We start from the raw sequence: 20,350 nt of genomic DNA, 5'->3' as shown, positions 1-20,350 counted from the left end.
GGATGGCAGCGTCGGGTCGGGCGGAACGCAAACCGGCCGGTGGAGCCGAAACTCCACCGGCCAGCATATGCGGCTCCGCGGCACGGCCGCAGGGGCCGGCGTCGGCTCGTCCCTCCTCACCCGGTCTCGGCCGGCGCTCCGCTGCGCGGTGCGTCCTCCGGCGCCGTGCCGCTGGCCGGCGTCGCCTCCGGTGTCGCGCCCTCCGCGCCGGCGGGGGAGCGGCTGGAGCGGAGCGCTCCCAGCAGACCGAACATGCCGATCACGATCAGTCCGCAGGCGACGAACCAGCCGACCGCGGGCAGCTCGAGGTGGACCAGCTGCGCCGCCGTCCACCAGGCCGCCATAGCGAGGAAAATCACGGCGAAGGCGAGTGAGACTCCGTCCGTACGGTGCCGTTTCATCGGTGGACCTCCACGTTGCCGGCGTTCACCTGGATCACGAGCCGCAGCCTCCCGCCGCCGACCCCGTCCGGTCCGTGGTCCTTGACCGTCCGGGCGGGCTGCTCAAAACCGCTCCAGCTGGAGTCGAAGACGCGGGCGTCGCCCGCCCGTACCTCCACCCAGGCGTCCACATCCACGTTCGGGGGGAGGATCACCTCCAGCTGGCCGAACTGGACCTCCGCGGCCACCTCGGGGTTCCTGCCGGTGAAGTCCACCGACCGCAGGTCGAGCACGGCGTCGCCGAACCGGTTGGCGTAACGGTCCGCGAGGTCGTCGTAGCTCGCCGGCTGCCAGTTGACGTCCGCGGTCTCGCTGCGGACCTGGTTGTACGACTCCGTCATCGTCGAGATGCCCAGGGCGGCGGCCGCGACCAGGCCGAGCGCGATGAGCCAGCGGGCGCGGCCGAACCACGCGCCGACGAGCAGGCCCAGCGCGATCGTGACCAGCGGGGCCGCGAAGTACGCCGACGTGGTCACCGGGAGCGCGTTCGTCAGGTCGACCATGGTGACCAGGCCGAGCGCCACGAAGATCATCGAGAAGGTGGCGGCGCCGAGCGGCGAACGTTCCTTCGGCGGCCTGGGCGGTTTCGGCGACGTCGGCGGCGGGGGCGGGTAGGGACCGCGACCCGCGTACGGACCGTGCGGCGCGAACGGCGGTCGGTAGCCGCCGGAGGTCGGCGGGTGGGGCGCGGCCGGCGGGATCGATCCGGCGTACGGCGGGAACGGGGCCGGCGCGCCGAAGCCTCGCGGGTGCGACGTGGGCGGGACCGGGGGCGGCGCGGAGACCGGGTACGGCGCGGCGGGCGCCGCGTACGTCGCGGCCGCCGGGCCGCCCGTGCCGCTCTGCCAGGTCGGCGGGTACGGCGCCGTCGGGGCGCCGGGCGGCGTGCCCGGGGCGGCGAAGCCGGCGGACGCCGCGGTCCACGGCGGGACCCCGCCGCCCGGAGGCGCGCCCGGCGGCCCGACGGCGGGCTCGAATCGCGCGGGGCGCGGCCCGTTGTTCCGGTTGAGCAGCAGGGCGCAGCCGACCAGGATCGCCGCGCCGAGCACGATGGCCCGGAACTTGTCCGTGACGATGAGTCCGAACATGACGGCGACCAGCACGCTCAGAATGATCACGAGGATCGGCGACATGCTGGACCTGCCCCGTCCGAGCATCGCCTCCACCGGAGAGGCGGTGTCGCCCTCGTTGGGGATGATCAACCACGCGGCCAGGTACACGAGGATGCCGATCCCGCCGGCGAAGCCCAGGACGGCGAGGAGCACCCGCCACAGGATCGGGTCCGTGTTCGTGGCCCGACCGATCCCGGCGCAGACCCCGGCGAGGTAGCGGCCCTGGCGCGGGCGCACGAGGCCGTACCGGGACGTGAAGGCCGACCCGGGCGGCGGGGGCGCGCCCTGGCCCCAGGGCGGCGGCGTGGCGGCGCCGGGCGGCGGCGGCCCACCGCCGGGCCCGCCCGGTCCGCCGGGTCCGCCGGGCCCGCTCGGCCCGCCCGGTCCACCGGGTCCGGCCGCGCCGGACGGGTCCGCCGCGTCACCGGCCTGCCACGGCCCCGCGCCGGGCGGGAATGCGGAGGTCGTTTCGGTCGCGGCGGCCGGGGCGAACGGGCGGGTCGGGTCGGTGTCCCGGGCCGGTGGCAGCGGGGTGGTCGGCTCGTCCAACGTGGCGGTCGGTTCGTCGAACGCGGTGGTCGGCTCGTCGGCGCCGGACGGCGCGGAAGATGCCGGGTCGGGCAGCGGGAGCCGCGTCGTGCCGGCGTCCTCCGGAGTCGCCGGTCTGCGCGACTGGGCAGCTTCGTCGGTCATGGTGTCGATCCTGCTCCGTCACCAGCCCGAGTGGCCTCCGGCGCCGACCCTGAGGCCACCCTGAGATCGTGTTGGCGGCAATGTCCGGGGCGCGCCCCGTGGCCACGGCGGTCGGCGGCATGTGACGATCGAAACCGGCGGTACCTGCCGGTCTCGACCGTCCGACGGCGCCGCCACCGATACGACAGGAGTCAGTGATCAGCACCCCGATGGAGCCGCCCCGGCTGTACCGTGCCCGCGACCAGCGGGCGGTCGCCGGCGTCGCCGCCGGCATCGCGCACCACCTGGGCATCTCGGTGGTGCGGATCCGGATCGCCTTCGTGGTGCTGCTCGGCCTGAGCGGCCTGGGCGTGCTCCTCTACGCGGCCTTCTGGGCCGTGCTGCCGCCGCAGCCGTCGACATCGGAATCGCCGCCCCGGCGCGACCTCGGGCAACTGGCGCCGTTCGTGGCCATCGGGCTCGGCGTGATGCTGCTGCAGATCCTCGTCTTCGGCTCGGCCGGGGTGAGCGCGACGGCCGGCTGGTTGGTCGCGATCGTCGCGGTCGGCGCCGGCATCATCTGGCACCAGTCGGCGCCCGAGCGGCGGCAGGCATGGCACGAGGCGATGCCGCAGGTGCCCTGGCTCGCCGCCGTGGTCGACGAGACCGGCCGCCGTTCCTTTCTGTTGCGCTTCATCGGCGGCGGGGTACTGGTCGCGGTCGGCGTCATCGGGGTGGTCGCGGTCTACTCGCCGCAGGCCAACTTCGACGCCGTGCTCAACGGCGTGATCTTCGCGCTGGTCGGACTCGCCGGCGTGGGCGTGGTCGCGGCGCCGGTGCTGTGGCGCACGTACAACCAGCTGCGGGCCGAACGGGAGGGGCGCATCCGGGAGCAGGAGCGCGCCGAGCTCGCCGCGATGGTGCACGACCAGGTGCTGCACACGCTCGCCCTGATCCAGCGCAACGCGTCCGACGTGAAGACGGTGCAGCGGCTGGCCCGCGGGCAGGAGCGCTCGTTGCGCAATTGGCTCTACAAGCCGACCGCCTCCCCGACGGAGCGGTTCGCGGCCGCGCTGGAACAGGCGGCGGCCGAGGTCGAGGACACCTATGCGATCACGGTCGAGGCGGTCGTGGTCGGCGATCACGAGACCGACGAGCGGGTCGCGGCGCTGGTGGCCGCCGCCCGGGAGGCACTGGTCAACGCGGCCCGCCACGCCAAGGTGCAGACGGTGTCGCTCTACGCCGAGGTGGAGCCGGAGCAGCTCAGCGTCTTCGTCCGGGACCGCGGCGCCGGCTTCGACCTGGCCACGGTGGAGGATCACCGGCACGGCGTACGCGGCTCGATCATCGGGCGCATGAAACGACACGGCGGACGCGCGGAGATCCGCAGCGAGCCGGGGGACGGGACCGAGGTGCGGCTGATCCTGCCGATCACCCGGAGTGCCGCCGCCGCAGGGAAGGACAGGTAGTGATGAACGACCAGCCAATCGGGGCCGGCGCGGAGACCGGCACGACCGGCGAGCGGCGGCTGCGGGTGTTCCTCGTGGACGACCACGCGATGTTCCGGGCCGGCGTCCGGGCCGAACTCGGCGCGCACGTCGACGTGATCGGCGAGGCGAGCACGGTGGCCGAGGCGGTCACGAGGATCGCCGCCACCGACCCGGACGTCGTGCTGCTCGACGTGCACATGCCCGACGGTGGTGGGCGGGCGGTGCTGGACGCGGTGCTGCGCGGCGGGCGCAACCGCGCGGGCGCGCCGGTCGCGGCCGGGCCGGGCGCCGCCGCGCCGTCGACCGTACGCTTCCTCGCCTTGTCCGTGTCCGACGCCGCCGAGGACGTGATCGGACTGATCCGGGCGGGCGCCCGGGGGTACGTCACCAAGACCATCTCGCCGGAGGAGCTGGCGACCGCGATCCGGCGGGTCGCGGACGGGGACGCGGTCTTCAGCCCGCGGCTCGCCGGCTTCGTGCTGGACGCGTTCGCGGCCCGGCCCGACGCGCCGGTCGCCGACCCGGAGCTCGACCAGCTCACCAACCGGGAGCGCGAGGTGCTGCGGCTGCTGGCGCGGGGGTACGCGTACAAGGAGATCGCCAAGGAGCTGTTCATCTCCATCAAGACGGTCGAGACACACGTCTCCAACGTCCTGCGGAAGCTGCAGATGTCGAACCGGTACGAACTGTCCCGCTGGGCGGCGGACCGACGGCTCGTCTGAGCCGGCGCCAGCCCCGAACGGGTGGCCACGCCCCGTGCCGGGCGGGTGTCGTTCCGTGGTGGAGCCGCTGACGGGTGCCGCGTGGGGGCTGGGGTATTGTTGCCAGCCGGCGATCCGAAAGCCCAGGTCAGAGCGGTTTCCTCGCGAGGGGGAAGCGTCCCTGATCCGTCTCGGCATCGTCCCGGCACCGTATCGGCTTGATAACGGCACCTTCACGTAACCAGCGAGTCGGTGTCACAGTGGCACTCACCTCACCAGGCTGTGTGAGCGCTCAGGAGGACCCGCGTACAACGGCATAACGGTTGTGCGGTGAAATGTCTCTTCCTGGCGCGCCATTGCGGTCGTGGTGGCGCGTCTGAGCGGATCATCAAGCGTCAGGGTTCCACCGTTCGCGCGGTGGTCCCGCCGGCGGCGCGCCGGGGCGGCGTCGGACCAATGGCCGACGCTGGCCCGGGGGCTGTCCGGATAGCAGGAACAGTGGTAATCACTCGAGGGAGGCCCCCGAAAATGAGAGTCTCGAAGCGGGCGGGTGCGGTCGCGATGACCGCTGCCGCTGCGCTCGTCGTCGCCGCTTGTGGCGGCGGCGACAGCGGCGAGAAATCCGGCGGTGACACCGCCAACGGCGCCATCACGATCGACGGCACCCAGCCCGAGGTGGGGCTCGTCCCGGCCAACACCACCGAGACCGGTGGCGGCAAGATCATTGACTTCATGTGGACCGGCCTCGTCCAGTACCCGAACGACGGTGGCGCGCCGCAGAACGCGGTCGCCGAGTCGATCGAGACCACGGACTCCAAGGTCTACACGATCAAGATCAAGAAGGGCACCAAGTTCCACGACGGTACCGAGGTGAAGGCGAAGAACTTCGTCGACGCCTGGAACTGGGGCGCCTACTCGCCCAACGGTGCGCAGAACGGCAGCTTCTTCAGCGACATCGAGGGCTTCGCCGACGTCCACACCGAGGACCCGGACGGCGAGGGCCCGAAGAAGGCCCCGCAGCCGAAGGTCGACAAGATGTCCGGCCTGAAGGTCGTCGACGACTACACCTTCACCGTGACCCTGTCGGCGCCGTTCTCGATCTTCCCGGTGAAGCTCGGCTACAGCACCTTCATGCCGCTGCCCGACGCGTTCTTCAAGACCACGCCGGAGGAGTTCGGCAAGAAGCCGATCGGTAACGGCCCGGTCAAGTTCGTGTCCTGGCAGGACAACGTCGAGATCAAGCTGGCCCGCTTCGACGACTACACGCTCGCCGACAAGGTCAAGATCAAGGACGTCACCGTCAAGCTGTACCAGGACGACACCGCGGCCTACAACGATCTGCTGTCGAACAACCTCGACTTCCAGCAGCAGATCCCGGTCTCGGCGCTCGCCGGTGACAAGTGGAAGAGCGACCTGGGTGAGCGCGGGCTGAACGTGCCGATCCCGGTTTCCCAGATCATCGCCTTCCCGCTGTACGACAAGCGCTTCCAGAACGCCGACCTGCGCAAGGCGATCTCGCTCGCGGTCAACCGGCAGGAGATCGCGGACAAGATCTTCTTCGGCTCCCGCAAGCCGGCCAACACCTGGTCGAACCCGCTCACCGCGGGCGGCAAGGAGGGCGACTGCACGGTCTGCACCTTCGACCCGGAGCAGGCCAAGCAGCTGCTCGCCAAGGCCGGTGGCTTCAAGGGCGAGCTGGTCTTCTACTACAACGCCGACGCCAGCCACAAGGAGTGGATGGAGGCCGTCGCGCAGAGCGTGAAGAACACGCTGGGCATCAACGCCCGCGCCGAGGGCATCCCGACCTTCGCGGTGTTCCGTCAGATGATCAACGCTGGTCAGATGAAGGGCCCGTACCGCGCCGGTTGGCAGCAGGACTACCCGGACGTCGAGAACTGGATCGGCCCGCTGTACGTGACCGGCGGTTCGTCGAACGACGGCAAGTACAGCAACCCGCAGGTCGACGCTGCCTACAAGGCGGGCACCCAGGCGGCGGACGCGGACGCGGCGCACGCCAAGTTCGCCGAGGCGACCAAGATCATCGACCAGGACGTCCCGTCGATGCCGATGGTCACGGTGAACCAGCAGTCCGGCACCTCCGAGCGGGTGAAGAACGTTCAGACCACCAACGTCGGCGAGATCGACCTCTCGTCCGTCGAGCTCAAGTAGCTGACTGAACCTCAGGTCCGGTCCACCTACCCGGTGGGCCGGACCTGAGGCGGTCCGGTGGGGGTGCGAACCGCGCCCGCGCCGCTCACCAAACCCGTGTCGGGCGCTCCACCGCCGCGCCTGTGTCTGGAGGACCCATGGGCCGTTACGTGCTGAGACGGCTGCTCCAACTGATCCCCGTCTTCTTCGGGACCACGTTCCTTATCTACTACCTGGTCTGGGCCGTCCCCGGAGACCCCTTCGCCGGCAAATGCGGCGACCGCCGATGCCCCGACTCGTACATCCAGTTCATGACCGAGAAGTACCACCTCGACGATCCGATCTGGATGCAGTACGGCACCTACATGAAGAACCTGCTCCAGGGCGACTTCGGGCAGAACTTCAGCGGCCGCGACATCAGCGACATTCTCATCACCGCCTACCCCAACACGCTGAAGCTGGCGCTGGTGGCGCTCGCGATCGAGGCGCTGATCGGCCTCACCGCCGGCGTGCTCACCGGGTTGCGTCGCAACGGTTTCCTGGACAATCTCGTCCTGGTCTCCACGCTCTTCCTGATCGCGCTGCCGACGTTCGTCACCGGCTTCGTGCTGCAGTACCTCTTCGGCGTGCAGTGGAAGATCATCAACCCGACCGTCTCGAACTCGCCCACTTTCGCAGAGCTCCTCGTGCCGGGGTTCGTCCTTGGCAGCATCTCGATGGCCTACATCGCCCGGCTCGCGCGCACGAGCATCGCCGAGAACCGGCGCGCCGACTACGTGCGGACCGCGATCGCCAAGGGTCTGCCCCAGCGCCGGGTGGTCGGCGTCCATCTGCTGCGCAATTCGCTGATCCCGGTCGTTACCTATCTGGGCACCGATCTCGGCGCGCTCATGGGTGGCGCGATCATCACCGAGGGCATTTTCGGCATCAACGGCATCGGTCGGACGGTCTACCGGTCGATCGTCACGAAGGAGGGCGCGGTCGTGGTCTCGATCGTGGTTGTCCTGGTGCTCGTCTACCTGCTCATGAACCTGTTGGTCGACCTGCTCTACGCCGCCCTGGACCCGAGGATCCGCTATGAGTGACCCCACCATGGGATCGATGGTGACTCCGCCGGCGGAGCAGCCCACCGTCCCCGCCACGACCGTTGCTCCCGACGCCGGTACCCCGCGGCGTAAGGAGAAGCCGCGCGGTCTGCTGGGCGACGCCTGGTACGACCTGCGCCGCAAGCCGCTGTTCTGGATCTCGACGGCGTTCATCCTGCTCTTCGTGCTGATGGCCGCATTCCCCTCGCTGTTCACCTCGGTCGACCCGTCGCACGGCGAGCTCTCGCGCAGCCGCGTCGAGCCCAGCGCCAATGGGTGGTTCGGCTACGACGTGCAGGGCCGGGACGTCTACGCTCGGGTTATCCACGGCGCCGAGGCGTCGATCGTGGTCGCCGTACTCGCCACCATCGGCACCGTGCTGCTCGGCGGCACGATCGGCATGCTCGCCGGTTACCGGGGCGGCTGGGTGGACGCGATTCTGTCCCGGGTCGCCGATGTCTTCTTCGGTATCCCGTTCGTGCTCGGCGCCATCGTCATCCTCTTCGCGCTGAACCCGCCCGGCTCGACCCGGGATAAGTACTCGATCATGGGGATCGTCGTGGCCTCGCTGGTGATCCTCACCTGGCCGGTGTCGATGCGGATCATGCGTTCCGCGGTGCTGTCGACCAAGGAGGCCGACTACATCGTGGCGGCGCGGGCGATGGGCGCGGGACCAGGACGGATCATCCTGAAGCACCTGCTCCCGAACTGCCTCGCCCCGGTGCTCGTCTACTCGACCATCCTCATCGGGTCCTTCATCGGCGCGGAGGCCACGCTGTCGTTCCTCGGCGTCGGGCTGAAGTCGCCGGTGGTCTCCTGGGGCATCATGATTAACGAGGCGCAGCAATTCATCCGTGTCTCGCCGTTCCTGCTGCTGTTCCCCGCCGGTTTCCTTGTCGTCGCTGTGCTGAGCTTCGTCATGCTCGGCGAGACGGTGCGCGAAGCCCTCGACCCGAAACTGCGGTAGGAGATCCAGGTGTCTGACGTAACCGTGTCCGAACCTCAGGTCGACACGTCCGGGCGGCCGACCGGCCGCCTGCTCGAGGTCGACAACCTGCGCGTCGAGTTCCGTACCCGGGACGGCGTCGCGAAGGTCATCAACGGCGTGACGTATCACGTCGACGCCGGGGAGACGCTTGCCGTGCTCGGCGAGTCCGGCTCCGGCAAGAGCGTCACCGCCCAGACCATCATGGGCATCCTCGACACCCCGCCCGGCTTCGTCACTGGTGGCGAGATCCGGTTCCAGGGCCGCGACATGCTGGCGATGTCGGCGGAGGAGCGCCGGCGGATTCGCGGCGAGGGCATCGCGATGGTCTTCCAGGACGCGCTCTCCGCGCTGAACCCGGTCTTCAACGTCGGGTTCCAGATCGGCGAGCAGTTCCGGGTCCGGCGGGGGATGAGCCGCGCCGACGCCAAGAAGCGCGCGATCGAGATGCTCGACCTGGTCAAGATCCCGAACGCCAAGCAGCGGGTCAACGAGTATCCGCACCAGTTCTCCGGCGGCATGCGGCAGCGCGTGATGATCGCGATGTCGCTGGCGCTCGACCCGCAGGTGCTGATCGCCGACGAGCCGACCACCGCGCTCGACGTCACGGTCCAGGCGCAGATCATGGACCTGCTCGCCGAGCTCCAGCGGGAGCGGCAGATGGGCCTGATCCTGATCACGCACGACCTGGGCGTGGTCGCGGACGTCGCCGACCGGATCGCCGTGATGTACGCGGGCCGGATCGTCGAAGAGGCCGACGTCCACGAGCTGTACGCGAAGCCGGCGCACCCGTACACCATCGGGTTGCTCGAATCGATCCCGCGGATCGACGAGAAGGGCCAGCAGCTGCGGACGATCCGCGGACTCCCGCCGAGCCTGCTGAAGATTCCGTCCGGGTGTCCCTTCCACCCGCGTTGCCCCATGGCGCAACCGGTATGCGTGGAGAAGGTGCCGCCGCTGCTGCAGCTCGGCCCCACGCGGGCGAGCGCCTGCCACTTCGCCGAGGAGCTGGTGAGCCGTGACTGAGAAGATTCTCGAGGTCCGGGACCTGGTCAAGCACTACCCCGTGACCCGTGGCGTGGTCTTCAAGAAGACCATCGGCCACGTCAAGGCGGTCGACGGCGTCTCGCTCGACCTGCACCGTGGCGAGACGCTCGGCGTGGTGGGTGAGTCCGGGTGCGGCAAGTCGACGCTCGCCCGGGTGCTGATGAACCTGGAGAAGCCGAGCGCGGGCTGGGTGAACTACCGCGGGCAGGACATCTACGCGCAGCGCGGCGCCGACCTGCGCCGGCTGCGGCGGCAGATCCAGCTCGTGATGCAGGACCCGTACACGTCGCTCAACCCGCGGATGACGGTTGGCGACCTCATCGGGGAGCCGTTCGAGATCCACTCGGACGTCGCCCCGAAGGGGAGCCGGCGGCAGAAGGTGCAGGAGCTGCTGGAGGTGGTCGGGCTCAACCCCGAGCACATCAACCGTTACCCGCACCAGTTCTCGGGTGGTCAGCGTCAGCGCATCGGCATCGCCCGCGCGTTGGCGCTGCGGCCGGAGATCATCGTCTGCGACGAGCCGGTCTCCGCGCTGGACGTGTCGATCCAGGCCCAGGTGATGAACCTGCTGGAGAAGCTGCAGAACGAGTTCGGCCTCGCGTACATCTTCATCGCGCACGACCTGTCGGTGGTGCGGCACCTCTCCGACCGGGTCGCGGTCATGTACCTCGGCAAGATCGTGGAGACGGGCACCGAGGAAGAGATCTACGAGCGCCCGACGCACCCGTACACCCAGGCGCTGCTGTCGGCCGTGCCGGTGCCGGACCCGACCAGCCGGGAGAACAAGACGATCATCCGGCTCACGGGCGATGTGCCCAGCCCGGCGAACCCGCCGTCGGGGTGCCGGTTCCGTACCCGGTGCTGGAAGGCGCAGGAGATCTGCGCCACGGAGCCGCCGGCCCTGGTGACGCGGCCCGGCTCGGACCACCCGAGCGCGTGCCACTTCGCGGAGAAGCGGGAGATCGTCGCCACGCACGAGGCGGCCTAGCCGTCACGCTTGCCGGAGCCGCCCCGCGGCTCCGGCAAGCCGCCGCGCCCGCGAAGATCGCGGTGATCAGGGCGCTATTCGCACGCCTCGCCGGAGACACGCCGGAGTTGGTCCCTGATCACGTGGATCGAGGGGTCAGAGGGGGCCGCGGCCGGCGCGGAGCAGGAGCAGGGCGAGCTGGGTGCCGTCGGCGCCCAGCGCCTCGCGGAAGCGCTCCAGGATCTCCCGCTCGCGGGACAGGACCAGGCGGGTTCCGCCGGATTGCAGACGCGTCCGCCCCACCTGCTGCGACAGCGCCGCGCGTTCCTGCCAGAGCGCGATCAGCGCGTTGTCGATCTCGTCAATGCGCTTCCGCAGGTCGACGATGCGCTCTGCGGCGTCCGGCGCGTCGGTGCCGGTCTGTGCCGAACCGTCGGTCTGCTCCACCACGTTCGCCTTCATTCGGTGTGCTCCTGTGTGTCGGTGCCCGGCTGCCCGGCGCCCGAAAGCCGAAAAGCCCCGGGCTCCTGCGAGCCCGGGGCTTTTCGTAGGTCCTGTGATCAGGCGCGACCTACGGCTGCCGGACTCCCGTAGCCGTAGTAAAAGTAAAAGCGCACCTGGCGGATCACGTCGTCGAGTATGCCGACCTTGACGCAGGGTGCGCAAGCGTCCGCCATCTGGTGGGACGGGGGCGCGGGCGGGCGGTCCGCCCGCCCGCGCCCCCGTGATGCCGCGCGCTCCGCCCGCCGCGGCGACCGCGTGCGGTCAGCCGAGCCGGGTGATCCGGTCGCCCGGGCCGGGCGCCACCGGCGCGCCGGCGCCGAGGTACGCCACCAGCGCGTCCACGTCGAACCCGGGCGCGGTGGTCCGCGCCGTCCCCGCGCTGAGTCGGGTGAAGCCGTCGCCGCCGTTGGCCAGGAAGTCGTTCGTGGTCACCCGGTAGGTCCGGGCCGGGTCGATGGCGGTGCCGTCGAGCGCCATGTCGCTGACCCGCTCACCGGCCGGCCGCGTCGTGTCGTACGTGTACGTGAAGCCGGCCGACACCTGCAGCACGCGCTGGCTGGTCTGCCCCGCGAAGCCCACGAACTGCTGCTCCAGCACCTCCTTGAGCTGGGCGCCGGTGAAGGTCTGCGTCACCACCAGGTTGTTGAACGGCTGCACGGTGAACGCCTCCCCGTACGTGATCTGGCCGGGCGCCTCGCCGCCGCCGGACGCGGCGTAGCTGAGCGAGGCGCGGATGCCGCCGGGGTTCATCAGCGCGATCTGCGCGCCCTCACCACGGGTCCAGCCGAGCTGCGCGTCGGCGATGACGTCGCCGAGCGGGCTCTCCAGGTTGGGTCCGGTGTCCCGCACGATGTCCGCGGTGATCGCGCCGACGACGCGGTTGGCGATCGGCGCGACCGCCGCGCGGTAGTGGTCCGCGAGCGCCTTGGCCTGCGGGTCGAGCAGGTCGGGGTTGCGCACGTAGCTGCCGGGCGCGCTCTGCTGCCAGGTGCCGTCGGGGTTGCGTACGCCGTTCTCGACGATCACGTTGCGGGCGGAGATCTCCGCGAACCGACCGGTGCGCCGGTCGATCGTGTAGTCGATGTCCGTGATCAGTTGACCGTTGCTGCCGGCGCTGGTCACGACCGTCGACGCGCCCGACGAGTTCGGCAGCGCGCAGGAGTAGAACCGGTGGGTGTGGCCGGAGACCACCAGGCCGAACTCCGGCCGCAGCCCGGCGACGATCGGCACGACCGGGCCGGAGAAGTTCGCGCAGTCGGAGACGCCGGGCGTGCTCGGCGGCGGCGACTGCTGACCGCCCTCGTGCAACAGCAGCACCAGCGACTTGACGCCCAGACCCCGCAGCAGGCCACCCCACTTGTTCGCGGTCTCGACCTCGTCGAGGAAGTCGACCGAGCCGATCCCGGCCGGGTTGACGATCCTCGGGGTGCCCTTGAGAGTCAGCCCGACGAAGCCGACCGGCACGCCGTCGACGAAGCGCACGGCGACCGGCGGCAGGATCGGCAGGCCCGTTCGCTTGCTGACCGTGTTGGCGCCCAGGTAGCTGAACCGCGCCCCGGCGAACTCGTGGCCCGCGCGGCAGCCGTCGACCGGGTGGCAGCCGCCCCGGGTCAGCCGCAGCAGCTCGTCGACGCCCTCGTCGAACTCGTGATTGCCGACCGAGCTGATCTCCAGCCCGACCAGGTCCATCAACTCGATCGTCGGCTCGTCGTGGAATGCCGCGCTGACCAGCGGACTGGCTCCGATCAGGTCACCGGCGCCCACCGTGGTCGTCTTCCGCCCCTGGGCCGAGGCCTCGGCGCGCAGCCGCTTCAGCCAGGTGGCGAGGTATTCCACGCCGCCCGCGGGGGTGCCGTTGACGGTCGCGCCGCTGCCGGTCGGCGGGTCGATCGCGCCGTGGAAGTCGTTGTAGCTGAGAAAGTTGCCCTTCACCGTCGCGGCCGGGCGGCCGTGGGACACGGTCACCGTCGCCGGCGCGGAGGCGTCGGGCGCAGTGGTGGGGGTCGGCGCCATCGGTATCGCGGCGATGACGGCCAGGGCGAGGGTGGGCGCGGCGAGGTGACGCAGCGCCCAGCCGCGCGGACGCGGTCGGCTCATCGGTTTCTCCGAATCGACTGGGGGACGGCCGTTCGCCTCGTACGGGCCGGCGGGGCCGTCATGGGGGATCACTGGACATAGTTCTCGACCGGACACGAACGCGCCAGACCTGCCGGGTGACGGGTTGGCGTCCATCGCGGGGGAGCGGGGCCGCCGACGCGCGTGCGGTGACGGGGTGGGGATGTCGGCATGGCGGCATAGACTCGCCGTGCGATGCATGCTCTCTTCGAAACCCCGCCGGTCCAGTCCACGCCGCCGCGCCGATCCCACGGCGCCGGCCTCGATCCCCAGGCGCTGCTGGCCGGCCTCAACGGCCCGCAGCGGGACGCGGTCACCCATTCCGGGTCGCCGCTCCTGATCGTCGCGGGCGCCGGTTCCGGCAAGACCCGGGTGCTGACGAACCGGATCGCCTATCTCCTCGCCGCCCGCGACGTGCACCCCGGCGAGATCATCGCGATCACGTTCACGAACAAGGCCGCCGGCGAGATGAGGGAGCGAGTCGCTGCGCTGGTCGGGCCGCGCGCCCGGCTGATGTGGGTCTCGACCTTCCATTCGGCCTGCGTGCGGATCCTGCGCGCCGAGCACGAGCACGCCGGGTTGAAGTCGACCTTCTCCATCTACGACGCGGACGACTCGCGGCGGCTGATGCAGATGGTCGCGCGCGAGCTGGATCTCGACCCGAAGCGCTATCCGGCCCGTGCGCTGGCGACGCAGGTGTCGAACCTGAAGAACGAGCTGGTCGACCCGGAGGAGTTCGCCGGCCGGGCGACCGGGCCGAACGAGCGCGCGCTCGCCGAGGCGTACGCGCTCTACCAGCGCCGCCTGCGCGAGGCGCACGCGCTCGACTTCGATGACCTGATCATGACGACGGTGCACCTGCTGCAGTCGCACCCGCACGTCGCGGAGAGCTACCGCCGGCGTTTCCGGCACGTGCTCGTGGACGAGTACCAGGACACCAACCACGCGCAGTACGTGCTGGTCAAGGAGCTGGTCGGCGCGGCCGGCGAGGACCAGCCGGTGCCGCCGGCCGAGCTCTGCGTGGTCGGCGACGCGGACCAGTCGATCTACGCGTTCCGCGGCGCCACGATCCGCAACATCCTCGAGTTCGAGCGCGACTTCAGCGACGCGCGGACGATCCTGCTGGAGCAGAACTACCGCTCCACCCAGACGATCCTCAACGCCGCCAACGCGGTGATCAACAACAACACCTCGCGCAAGCCGAAGCGGCTGTGGAGCGAGGAGGGCGCCGGGGAGCAGATCGTCGGCTACGTGGCCGACACCGAGCACGCCGAGGCCGACTGGGTGGCGCGCGAGATCGACCGGCTCTGCGACGAGGGAGCGGCGCGGCCGGGCGACGTGGCGGTCTTCTACCGCACCAACGCCCAGTCCCGCGTCTTCGAAGAGGTGTTCATCCGGGTCGGGCTGCCGTACAAGGTCGTCGGCGGGGTCCGCTTCTACGAGCGCAAGGAGGTGCGCGACGCGCTCGCGTACCTGCGCGCCGTGGTCAACGAGGACGACACCGTCAGCGTCCGCCGGATCCTGAACACGCCCCGGCGGGGGATCGGTGAGCGGGCGGAGGCCTGCCTGGAGGCGCTGGCCGCGCGGGACCGGATCTCGTTCGGCGCCGCGCTGCGCCGCGCGGGCGACGCGCCGGGGATCTCGACCCGCGCCGCCAACGCGATCGCCGAGTTCGTGACGCTGTTGGACGGGGTGCGCGAGCTCGCCGCGACGGGCTCGCCCGAGGAGGTGCTCGAGGCGGTGCTGCTGCGGTCGGGTTACCTCTCCGAGCTGGAGGAGAGCCTCGACCCGCAGGACGCCGGCCGGGTGGAGAACCTCCAGGAGCTGGTCAGCGTCGCGCGGGAGTACACCGAACGGGTCGAGGCGCAGAGCGAGGAGGGCGAGGGCGGCGCGACGCTCGCGGGCTTCCTGGAGCAGGTGGCGCTGGTCGCGGACGCCGACCAGATCCCGTCCGACGACCCCGACCACCAGGGTGTGGTCACGCTGATGACCCTGCACACGGCGAAGGGGCTGGAGTTCCCGGTCGTGTTCCTGACCGGGCTCGAGGACGGCGTCTTCCCGCACCTGCGCTCGCTCGGCGACACGCGCGAGCTGGAGGAGGAGCGCCGGCTGGCGTACGTCGGCATCACCCGCGCCCGGCAGCGCCTCTACCTGTCGCGCGCCGTGACCCGCTCGGCCTGGGGTCAGCCCGCCTACAACCCGCCATCGCGCTTCATGGAGGAGCTTCCGGTCGAGCTGGTCCGCTGGGAGCGCACGGAGGGCTCGTACACGTCGTGGTCCGGCACGGGCGGCGGCGTGGGGGGTCGCGCGGGCGCCGCGGACCGGTCGGCGGGCGCGCGGGGTGGCGGCTTCGCCGGGGGTACGCCGAAGGCCGCGCGGCTGGCCGAGCGGCTCGGGATCGACGGCAGCCGGCTGTCCACCGCGAGCGAGCTGCGCCAGGTCCCGAAGGTGGCGGCGGGGGACCGGGTCAACCACCAGCGGTACGGGCTGGGCCGGGTGCTGGCGGTCGAGGGGCACGGGCCCGGGGCGCGGGCACAGATCGACTTCGGCGACCAGACGATGTGGCTCGTCCTGCGGCACGCGCCGATCGAAAAGATCTGATCCCGTCGCGGCCCCGACCCGCCCGGGTGGGGGCCGCGACGGTGACGGTCAGTCAGCGGCATCCGGGGGTCGGCACGAAAAAGTCGCCCGGGCCTCAGCGGCGCGGGCGACTTTTGGTGTCGCGAAGATCACTGCACGCCGTAGGCGTTGTCCAGCTGCATCTTGATGTCGACGTCCTTGTCCCGCAGCCACGGGATCGGGTCCTTGGCCTCTCCGTTGACGTGCACCTCGAGGTGCAGGTGGGCGCCGTACGAGTGGCCGGTGTTGCCGACCGCACCCAGCACGTCGCCGGCCTTGACCTTCTGGCCGACCTTGACGTTGATCCGGGAGGAGTGGCCGTAGACCGACTCGGTGCCGTCGTCGTGCCGCACGATGACGCAGTAGCCGTAGCCGCCGTTCCAGCCGGCGAGCGTCACGGTGCCGGCGTGGATGGCGCGGTAGGGGGTGCCCTCCGGGGCGGCGAGGTCGATGCCGCCGTGGAGCTTGCCCCAGCGCATGCCGTACGGGGAGGTGAAGGTGTAGCCCTTCAGCGGCAGCAGCCAGACGTCGGGCGCGGCCTGCGTCATCGAGGTCGCGAGCGCAGCGCGCTCCGTGTCACGCGAGGCGCGGCCTGCGTCGTCTCCGCGGGAGGCGACGTCGGCGCTGGTCGCGGCGGCGTTCTCCAGGTCGGCCAGGGCCGACGGGCTCATCGTCTTGGCGTCCGGGAGCGCGGCCCCGGCGCCGAGGGCGACCACACCGGCGCCGACGAAGGCGGTGGTCACGACGGCGGCGTAGCGGCTGCGCGGCGGGGTGGGTACGCGGCGGCGCCCGCGATATCGGTCGGGCTCAGACGACAGGCGCTGGCGCACGCACACCCTCCGTTGTCGGGTCAGTCAGGCGGTATCGCGAGCGTCGGTGAACCGGTGATGAACGCTTGCTGGCCGCGTCGTCAACCAATCGGAGACCGGATGACAACCGTGGGACACGGTAGCCAACCCCTAGGCGCGTTACAAGTTGAACCGCCAAATTAGTGATGGTCAGTGCGACTGTCCGCTGTAGAATGCCGGGATTCATAACCATTTGTGCGTACGCTCGTTAGTGACCCTCAGTTACATAGAGTGGGACGGATCGTCAGCTGGGGTGGCTCGGGCGCGAGACGCTCAGGGCGTACCCCTAGGGGCGCTCTCCCCGCGCCCGCGCCGCCTGGGTTACCGTTCGTTCAGGTGAGCCCACGGTCGTCCTCGGAAGGTGTTGCGCTGATGAGTTCTCGGATTCGGGTCGTCGTCGCGAAGCCCGGGCTGGACGGGCACGACCGAGGCGCCAAGGTCGTCGCGAGGGCGCTGCGCGACGCCGGCATGGAGGTCATCTACACCGGGTTGCACCAGACCCCGGAGAAGATCGTGGAGACCGCGATCCAGGAGGACGCGGACGCGATCGGGCTCTCCGTGCTCTCCGGGGCGCACATGACGCTCTTCCGCCGGGTCATCGAGCTGCTCGCCGAGCGCGACGCCGAGGACATCGTGGTGTTCGGCGGCGGCATCATCCCGGACGCCGACATCCCGGAGCTGACCAAGCTCGGCGTCGCCAAGATCTTCACCCCGGGCGCGACCACCCAGTCGATCGTCGAGTGGGTCCGCGGCAACGTGGCCGCCCCCGTCGCCTGAATCCGACCCGCCCGCAGGGGCCCGGATCCGGCAGAGTGCGTGATCCGCGGCGCGGGAGAGCGGGATCGCGCGGCCGCGCAATAGCGCGGACGCGGAATCGCGGTCAGCGCGGAATAGGTGAGAGGCCGGACGCACCCCTCACACGTCCGGCCTCTCCATGCACGATGCCCCGCCGCCACCCCTCGACCGACAGGGCATCGGCCGTCTTCGTCGTCCCGCCGTAGCGCTCCGACATTTCAATCAACGACGCCCCCGCGCGGGGGTTACGTGGACGCCGGCAAACTTTCCCGGCATTGCCGCCGTCCGGCATTCCGCCCGGCGGGGCCGGAGGGCGGGGCCGCGCGCCGGCGAGCCGGCTGCCCTGGGAAGCGGTCGAGCAGGTGTGTCAGGCGCCGGCGGCCGTAAGAGATCATGGGCGCGCTCGCGCGCTTCCCCGCGGGGACGCTGCCCGGTCCGCTCACCGCGGCGGTGTCGGCGCGAGCGGGCGCCGCCGCGCCGACGAAACCGGGAAACGCGCCGCTGATCGCCGGAAATGGCGCTGTGCATTACCGCACATGCCCCGCCCGGCCGGTTGCCACCGGTGCCCGTGTCGCTAGGCTGCGCCAGATGGCCCCGTCACATTCTGGGACGGATGCCATCCACATTTCTCGCTGGCGGCGGCGCGACGTCGCGCCGCGGAGACGGAACGGGACGCGCAAACGTGGACCTGTACGAGTACCAGGGGCGCGACATGTTCGAGCGACACGGCTTGCCCGTGCTCGCCGGCGGCGTCGCCACGACCCCGGAGGAGGCCCGCGCGATCGCCGAGCGCCTCGGCGGCCGCGTGGTTGTCAAGGCTCAGGTGAAGGTCGGTGGCCGGGGTAAGGCCGGCGGGGTGAAGCTCGCCGAGGGGGCCGACGAGACGGTGGCCCGCGCCACCGACATCCTCGGCATGGACATCAAGGGACACACCGTCCACAAGGTCATGATCACCGTGACCGCGGACATCGCCGAGGAGTACTACCTCTCGTACCTGCTCGACCGCGCGAACCGCACGTTCCTGTGCATCGCCAGCGTGGCCGGCGGCATGGACATCGAGCAGGTCGCCGCGGAGACGCCGGATCGGGTCGCCAAGATCGCGATCGACCCGATCGCGGGCGTCGACGAGGCCAAGGCACGGGAGATCGTGACCGCCGCCAGGTTCCCCGCCGAGGTCGCCGACCAGGTCGCGGACATCGCGATCAAGCTGTGGCAGACCTTCGTCGCCGAGGACGCGACGCTGGTCGAGGTCAACCCCCTGGCCAAGACCGCCAGCGGCCAGGTGCTCTGCCTCGACGCCAAGGTCACGCTGGACGGCAACGCCGCGTTCCGGCACCCGGACCACGAGGCGCTGGTCGACCAGGCGTCGGTGGACCCGCTGGAGCAGCGCGCCAAGGAGAAGGACCTCAACTACGTCAAGCTCGACGGTGAGGTCGGCATCATCGGCAACGGCGCGGGTCTGGTCATGTCGACGCTGGACGTGGTCGCGTACGCGGGCGAGGCGCACAGCGGCGTGAAGCCGGCGAACTTCCTCGACATCGGTGGCGGCGCGAGCGCGGCCGTGATGGCGAACGGGCTGGAGATCGTGCTGTCCGACCCGTCCGTGAAGAGCGTCTTCGTCAACGTCTTCGGCGGGATCACCGCGTGCGACGAGGTCGCCAACGGCATCATCCAGGCGCTCGCCCTGCTCGAGCAGCGCGGCGAGACCGTGACGAAGCCGCTGGTCGTACGGCTGGACGGCAACAACGCCGAGGCCGGACGGGCGATTCTCAACGATGCGGCCAACCCGCTCGTCGAACGCGTTGACACCATGGACGGGGCGGCGGAGCGCGCCGCGGAGCTGGCTGCGGCTGGTCTGAGCCGGCCGGAAGGGCAGTGATCTGACATGGCTATCTGGCTGACCAAGGACTCCAAGGTCATCGTGCAGGGGATGACCGGCTCCGAGGGCTCGAAGCACACCCGGCGCATGCTCGCCGCCGGCACCAACGTCGTCGGCGGCACCAACCCGCGTAAGGCGGGGCAGACCGTCGACTTCGACGGCACCGCGCTGCCGGTCTTCGCGACCGTGGCCGAGGCGATGAAGGAGACCGGTGCCGACGTCACCGTCATCTTCGTGCCGCCGCAGTTCACCAAGGCCGCGGTCATCGAGGCGATCGACGCCGAGATCCCGCTCGCCGTGGTGATCACCGAGGGCGTTCCGGTGCACGACACCGCGGCGTTCTGGGCGTACAACGTGTCGAAGGGCAACAAGACCCGGATCATCGGGCCGAACTGCCCCGGCATCGCGTCGCCCGGCGCCTCCAACGCCGGCATCATCCCGGCCGACATCACGCCCGCCGGCCGGATCGGCCTGGTGAGCAAGAGCGGCACGCTGACCTACCAGCTCATGTACGAGCTGCGGGACTTCGGCTTCTCGACCTGCGTCGGCATCGGCGGCGACCCGGTCATCGGCACCACCCACATCGACGCGCTCGCGGCCTTCCAGAACGACCCGGAGACCGACGCGATCGTCATGATCGGTGAGATCGGTGGCGACGCCGAGGAGCGGGCCGCGGAGTTCATCAAGGCCAACGTGACCAAGCCGGTGGTCGGCTACATCGCCGGCTTCACCGCGCCCCCCGGCAAGACCATGGGGCACGCCGGCGCGATCATCTCCGGCTCGGCCGGCACCGCGGACGCCAAGAAGGCGGCGCTGGAGGCGGCCGGCGTCAAGGTCGGCAAGACGCCGAGCGAGACGGCCCGGCTGATGCGCGAGGTCATGTCCGCCATCTGAGGCGCAGTACGACGCCAAGGGGCCGACCGCGAACGCGGTCGGCCCCTTG

Annotated in this window: 15 protein-coding genes and 2 pseudogenes; 12 read left to right on the top strand and 5 right to left on the bottom strand. The window is 70.7% G+C overall.

Features of this window, described 5'->3' with window-relative positions; translation table 11 throughout:
- Positions 1 to 116 precede the first annotated feature (116 nt).
- Together BLW47_RS11220 and BLW47_RS11215 are read right to left on the bottom strand one after the other, a co-directional pair.
- The gene (locus BLW47_RS11220; protein ID WP_091555287.1) at positions 117 to 401 is read right to left on the bottom strand and encodes a hypothetical protein; all 285 of its coding nucleotides are present in this window, start codon (positions 399 to 401) and stop codon (positions 117 to 119) included.
- Positions 398 to 2,245 carry a PspC domain-containing protein gene (locus tag BLW47_RS11215; protein ID WP_091555285.1) on the bottom strand — a complete coding sequence of 616 codons (1,848 nt, stop codon included), beginning with the start codon at positions 2,243 to 2,245 and terminating at the stop codon, positions 398 to 400. The genes BLW47_RS11220 and BLW47_RS11215 overlap by 4 nt, the downstream gene beginning before the upstream one ends.
- Before the next feature lie 209 nt (positions 2,246 to 2,454).
- Between BLW47_RS11215 and BLW47_RS11210 the strand changes: the two genes are divergently transcribed.
- The 8 genes and pseudogenes from BLW47_RS11210 (at position 2,455) to BLW47_RS11180 (ending at position 10,668) form a co-directional block, all read left to right on the top strand.
- Positions 2,455 to 3,693 (top strand): sensor histidine kinase, encoded by a 1,239-nt coding sequence (locus BLW47_RS11210; RefSeq protein ID WP_091555794.1) that lies wholly within the window; start codon positions 2,455 to 2,457, stop codon positions 3,691 to 3,693.
- A 2-nt stretch (positions 3,694 to 3,695) separates the two neighbouring features.
- A pseudogene (locus BLW47_RS26055) lies at positions 3,696 to 3,951 on the top strand (response regulator transcription factor); the annotation flags it as partial.
- Positions 3,952 to 4,016: 65 nt separating this feature from the next.
- Positions 4,017 to 4,436, top strand: a pseudogene (locus BLW47_RS26050) (LuxR C-terminal-related transcriptional regulator); the annotation flags it as partial.
- A gap of 540 nt (positions 4,437 to 4,976) precedes the next feature.
- Positions 4,977 to 6,584, top strand: coding sequence for a peptide ABC transporter substrate-binding protein (locus BLW47_RS11200; RefSeq protein ID WP_245736580.1), 1,608 nt, complete (start codon positions 4,977 to 4,979; stop codon positions 6,582 to 6,584).
- Between the two features lie 137 nt (positions 6,585 to 6,721).
- Positions 6,722 to 7,648, top strand: coding sequence for an ABC transporter permease (locus BLW47_RS11195; RefSeq protein ID WP_091555281.1), 927 nt, complete (start codon positions 6,722 to 6,724; stop codon positions 7,646 to 7,648).
- A 16-nt stretch (positions 7,649 to 7,664) separates the two neighbouring features.
- A complete protein-coding gene (locus tag BLW47_RS11190) occupies positions 7,665 to 8,615 on the top strand; it encodes an ABC transporter permease (protein WP_245736579.1) in 951 nt (316 codons plus the stop codon).
- A gap of 9 nt (positions 8,616 to 8,624) precedes the next feature.
- Positions 8,625 to 9,659, top strand: coding sequence for an ABC transporter ATP-binding protein (locus tag BLW47_RS11185; RefSeq protein ID WP_245736578.1), 1,035 nt, complete (start codon positions 8,625 to 8,627; stop codon positions 9,657 to 9,659).
- Positions 9,652 to 10,668 carry an ABC transporter ATP-binding protein gene (locus BLW47_RS11180; protein ID WP_091555276.1) on the top strand — a complete coding sequence of 339 codons (1,017 nt, stop codon included), beginning with the start codon at positions 9,652 to 9,654 and terminating at the stop codon, positions 10,666 to 10,668. Before BLW47_RS11185 ends, BLW47_RS11180 begins: the two co-directional genes overlap by 8 nt.
- A gap of 135 nt (positions 10,669 to 10,803) precedes the next feature.
- Here BLW47_RS11180 and BLW47_RS11175 read toward each other — a convergent pair whose 3' ends face one another.
- The gene (locus BLW47_RS11175; protein ID WP_091555274.1) at positions 10,804 to 11,109 is read right to left on the bottom strand and encodes a chorismate mutase; all 306 of its coding nucleotides are present in this window, start codon (positions 11,107 to 11,109) and stop codon (positions 10,804 to 10,806) included.
- 303 nt (positions 11,110 to 11,412) lie between these two features.
- Positions 11,413 to 13,248: a bifunctional metallophosphatase/5'-nucleotidase gene (locus BLW47_RS11170; RefSeq protein WP_091555273.1), complete on the bottom strand. Its 1,836-nt coding sequence runs from the start codon at positions 13,246 to 13,248 to the stop codon at positions 11,413 to 11,415.
- Between the two features lie 213 nt (positions 13,249 to 13,461).
- On the opposite strand from BLW47_RS11170, the gene pcrA reads away from it, so the two are divergent.
- Entirely contained in the window at positions 13,462 to 15,867 is a 2,406-nt protein-coding gene (pcrA, locus tag BLW47_RS11165) for a DNA helicase PcrA (RefSeq protein ID WP_091555271.1), read from the top strand.
- Positions 15,868 to 15,995: 128 nt separating this feature from the next.
- On the opposite strand, the gene BLW47_RS11160 is transcribed toward pcrA, so the two are convergent.
- A complete protein-coding gene (locus BLW47_RS11160; protein WP_091555269.1) occupies positions 15,996 to 16,715 on the bottom strand; it encodes a M23 family metallopeptidase in 720 nt (239 codons plus the stop codon).
- Positions 16,716 to 17,105: 390 nt separating this feature from the next.
- Between BLW47_RS11160 and icmB the strand changes: the two genes are divergently transcribed.
- The 3 genes from icmB to sucD all read left to right on the top strand — a co-directional run bounded on the left by icmB (position 17,106) and on the right by sucD (position 20,301).
- Entirely contained in the window at positions 17,106 to 17,510 is a 405-nt protein-coding gene (gene icmB / locus BLW47_RS11155; RefSeq protein ID WP_091555268.1) for a coenzyme B12-dependent isobutyryl CoA mutase small subunit, read from the top strand.
- 700 nt (positions 17,511 to 18,210) lie between these two features.
- Entirely contained in the window at positions 18,211 to 19,407 is a 1,197-nt protein-coding gene (gene sucC / locus BLW47_RS11150; protein ID WP_091555266.1) for an ADP-forming succinate--CoA ligase subunit beta, read from the top strand.
- Positions 19,408 to 19,413: 6 nt separating this feature from the next.
- The gene (gene sucD, locus BLW47_RS11145) at positions 19,414 to 20,301 is read left to right on the top strand and encodes a succinate--CoA ligase subunit alpha (RefSeq protein ID WP_091555264.1); all 888 of its coding nucleotides are present in this window, start codon (positions 19,414 to 19,416) and stop codon (positions 20,299 to 20,301) included.
- Positions 20,302 to 20,350: the final 49 nt, after the last annotated feature.

The sequence above is a fragment of the Micromonospora pattaloongensis genome (genome assembly GCF_900107255.1).
Classification (GTDB): domain Bacteria; phylum Actinomycetota; class Actinomycetes; order Mycobacteriales; family Micromonosporaceae; genus Micromonospora_I; species Micromonospora_I pattaloongensis.
The sequence above is the reverse complement of the archived record's forward strand: the minus strand, read 5'-3'. Positions and strand labels throughout refer to the sequence as shown.

Bases quoted from the DNA above. Each gene is read 5' to 3' on its own strand.
- pcrA (WP_091555271.1), top strand. From the start codon at position 13,462: ATGCATGCTCTCTTCGAAACCCCGCCGGTCCAGTCCACGCCGCCGCGC.
- BLW47_RS11195 (WP_091555281.1), top strand. From the start codon at position 6,722: ATGGGCCGTTACGTGCTGAGACGGCTGCTCCAACTGATCCCCGTCTTC.
- icmB (WP_091555268.1), top strand. From the start codon at position 17,106: ATGAGTTCTCGGATTCGGGTCGTCGTCGCGAAGCCCGGGCTGGACGGG.
- BLW47_RS11200 (WP_245736580.1), top strand. From the start codon at position 4,977: ATGACCGCTGCCGCTGCGCTCGTCGTCGCCGCTTGTGGCGGCGGCGAC.
- BLW47_RS11170 (WP_091555273.1), bottom strand. From the start codon at position 13,248: ATGAGCCGACCGCGTCCGCGCGGCTGGGCGCTGCGTCACCTCGCCGCG.
- BLW47_RS11190 (WP_245736579.1), top strand. From the start codon at position 7,665: ATGGTGACTCCGCCGGCGGAGCAGCCCACCGTCCCCGCCACGACCGTT.
- BLW47_RS11215 (WP_091555285.1), bottom strand. From the start codon at position 2,245: ATGACCGACGAAGCTGCCCAGTCGCGCAGACCGGCGACTCCGGAGGAC.
- BLW47_RS11220 (WP_091555287.1), bottom strand. From the start codon at position 401: ATGAAACGGCACCGTACGGACGGAGTCTCACTCGCCTTCGCCGTGATT.
- sucD (WP_091555264.1), top strand. From the start codon at position 19,414: ATGGCTATCTGGCTGACCAAGGACTCCAAGGTCATCGTGCAGGGGATG.
- BLW47_RS11175 (WP_091555274.1), bottom strand. From the start codon at position 11,109: ATGAAGGCGAACGTGGTGGAGCAGACCGACGGTTCGGCACAGACCGGC.
- BLW47_RS11210 (WP_091555794.1), top strand. From the start codon at position 2,455: ATGGAGCCGCCCCGGCTGTACCGTGCCCGCGACCAGCGGGCGGTCGCC.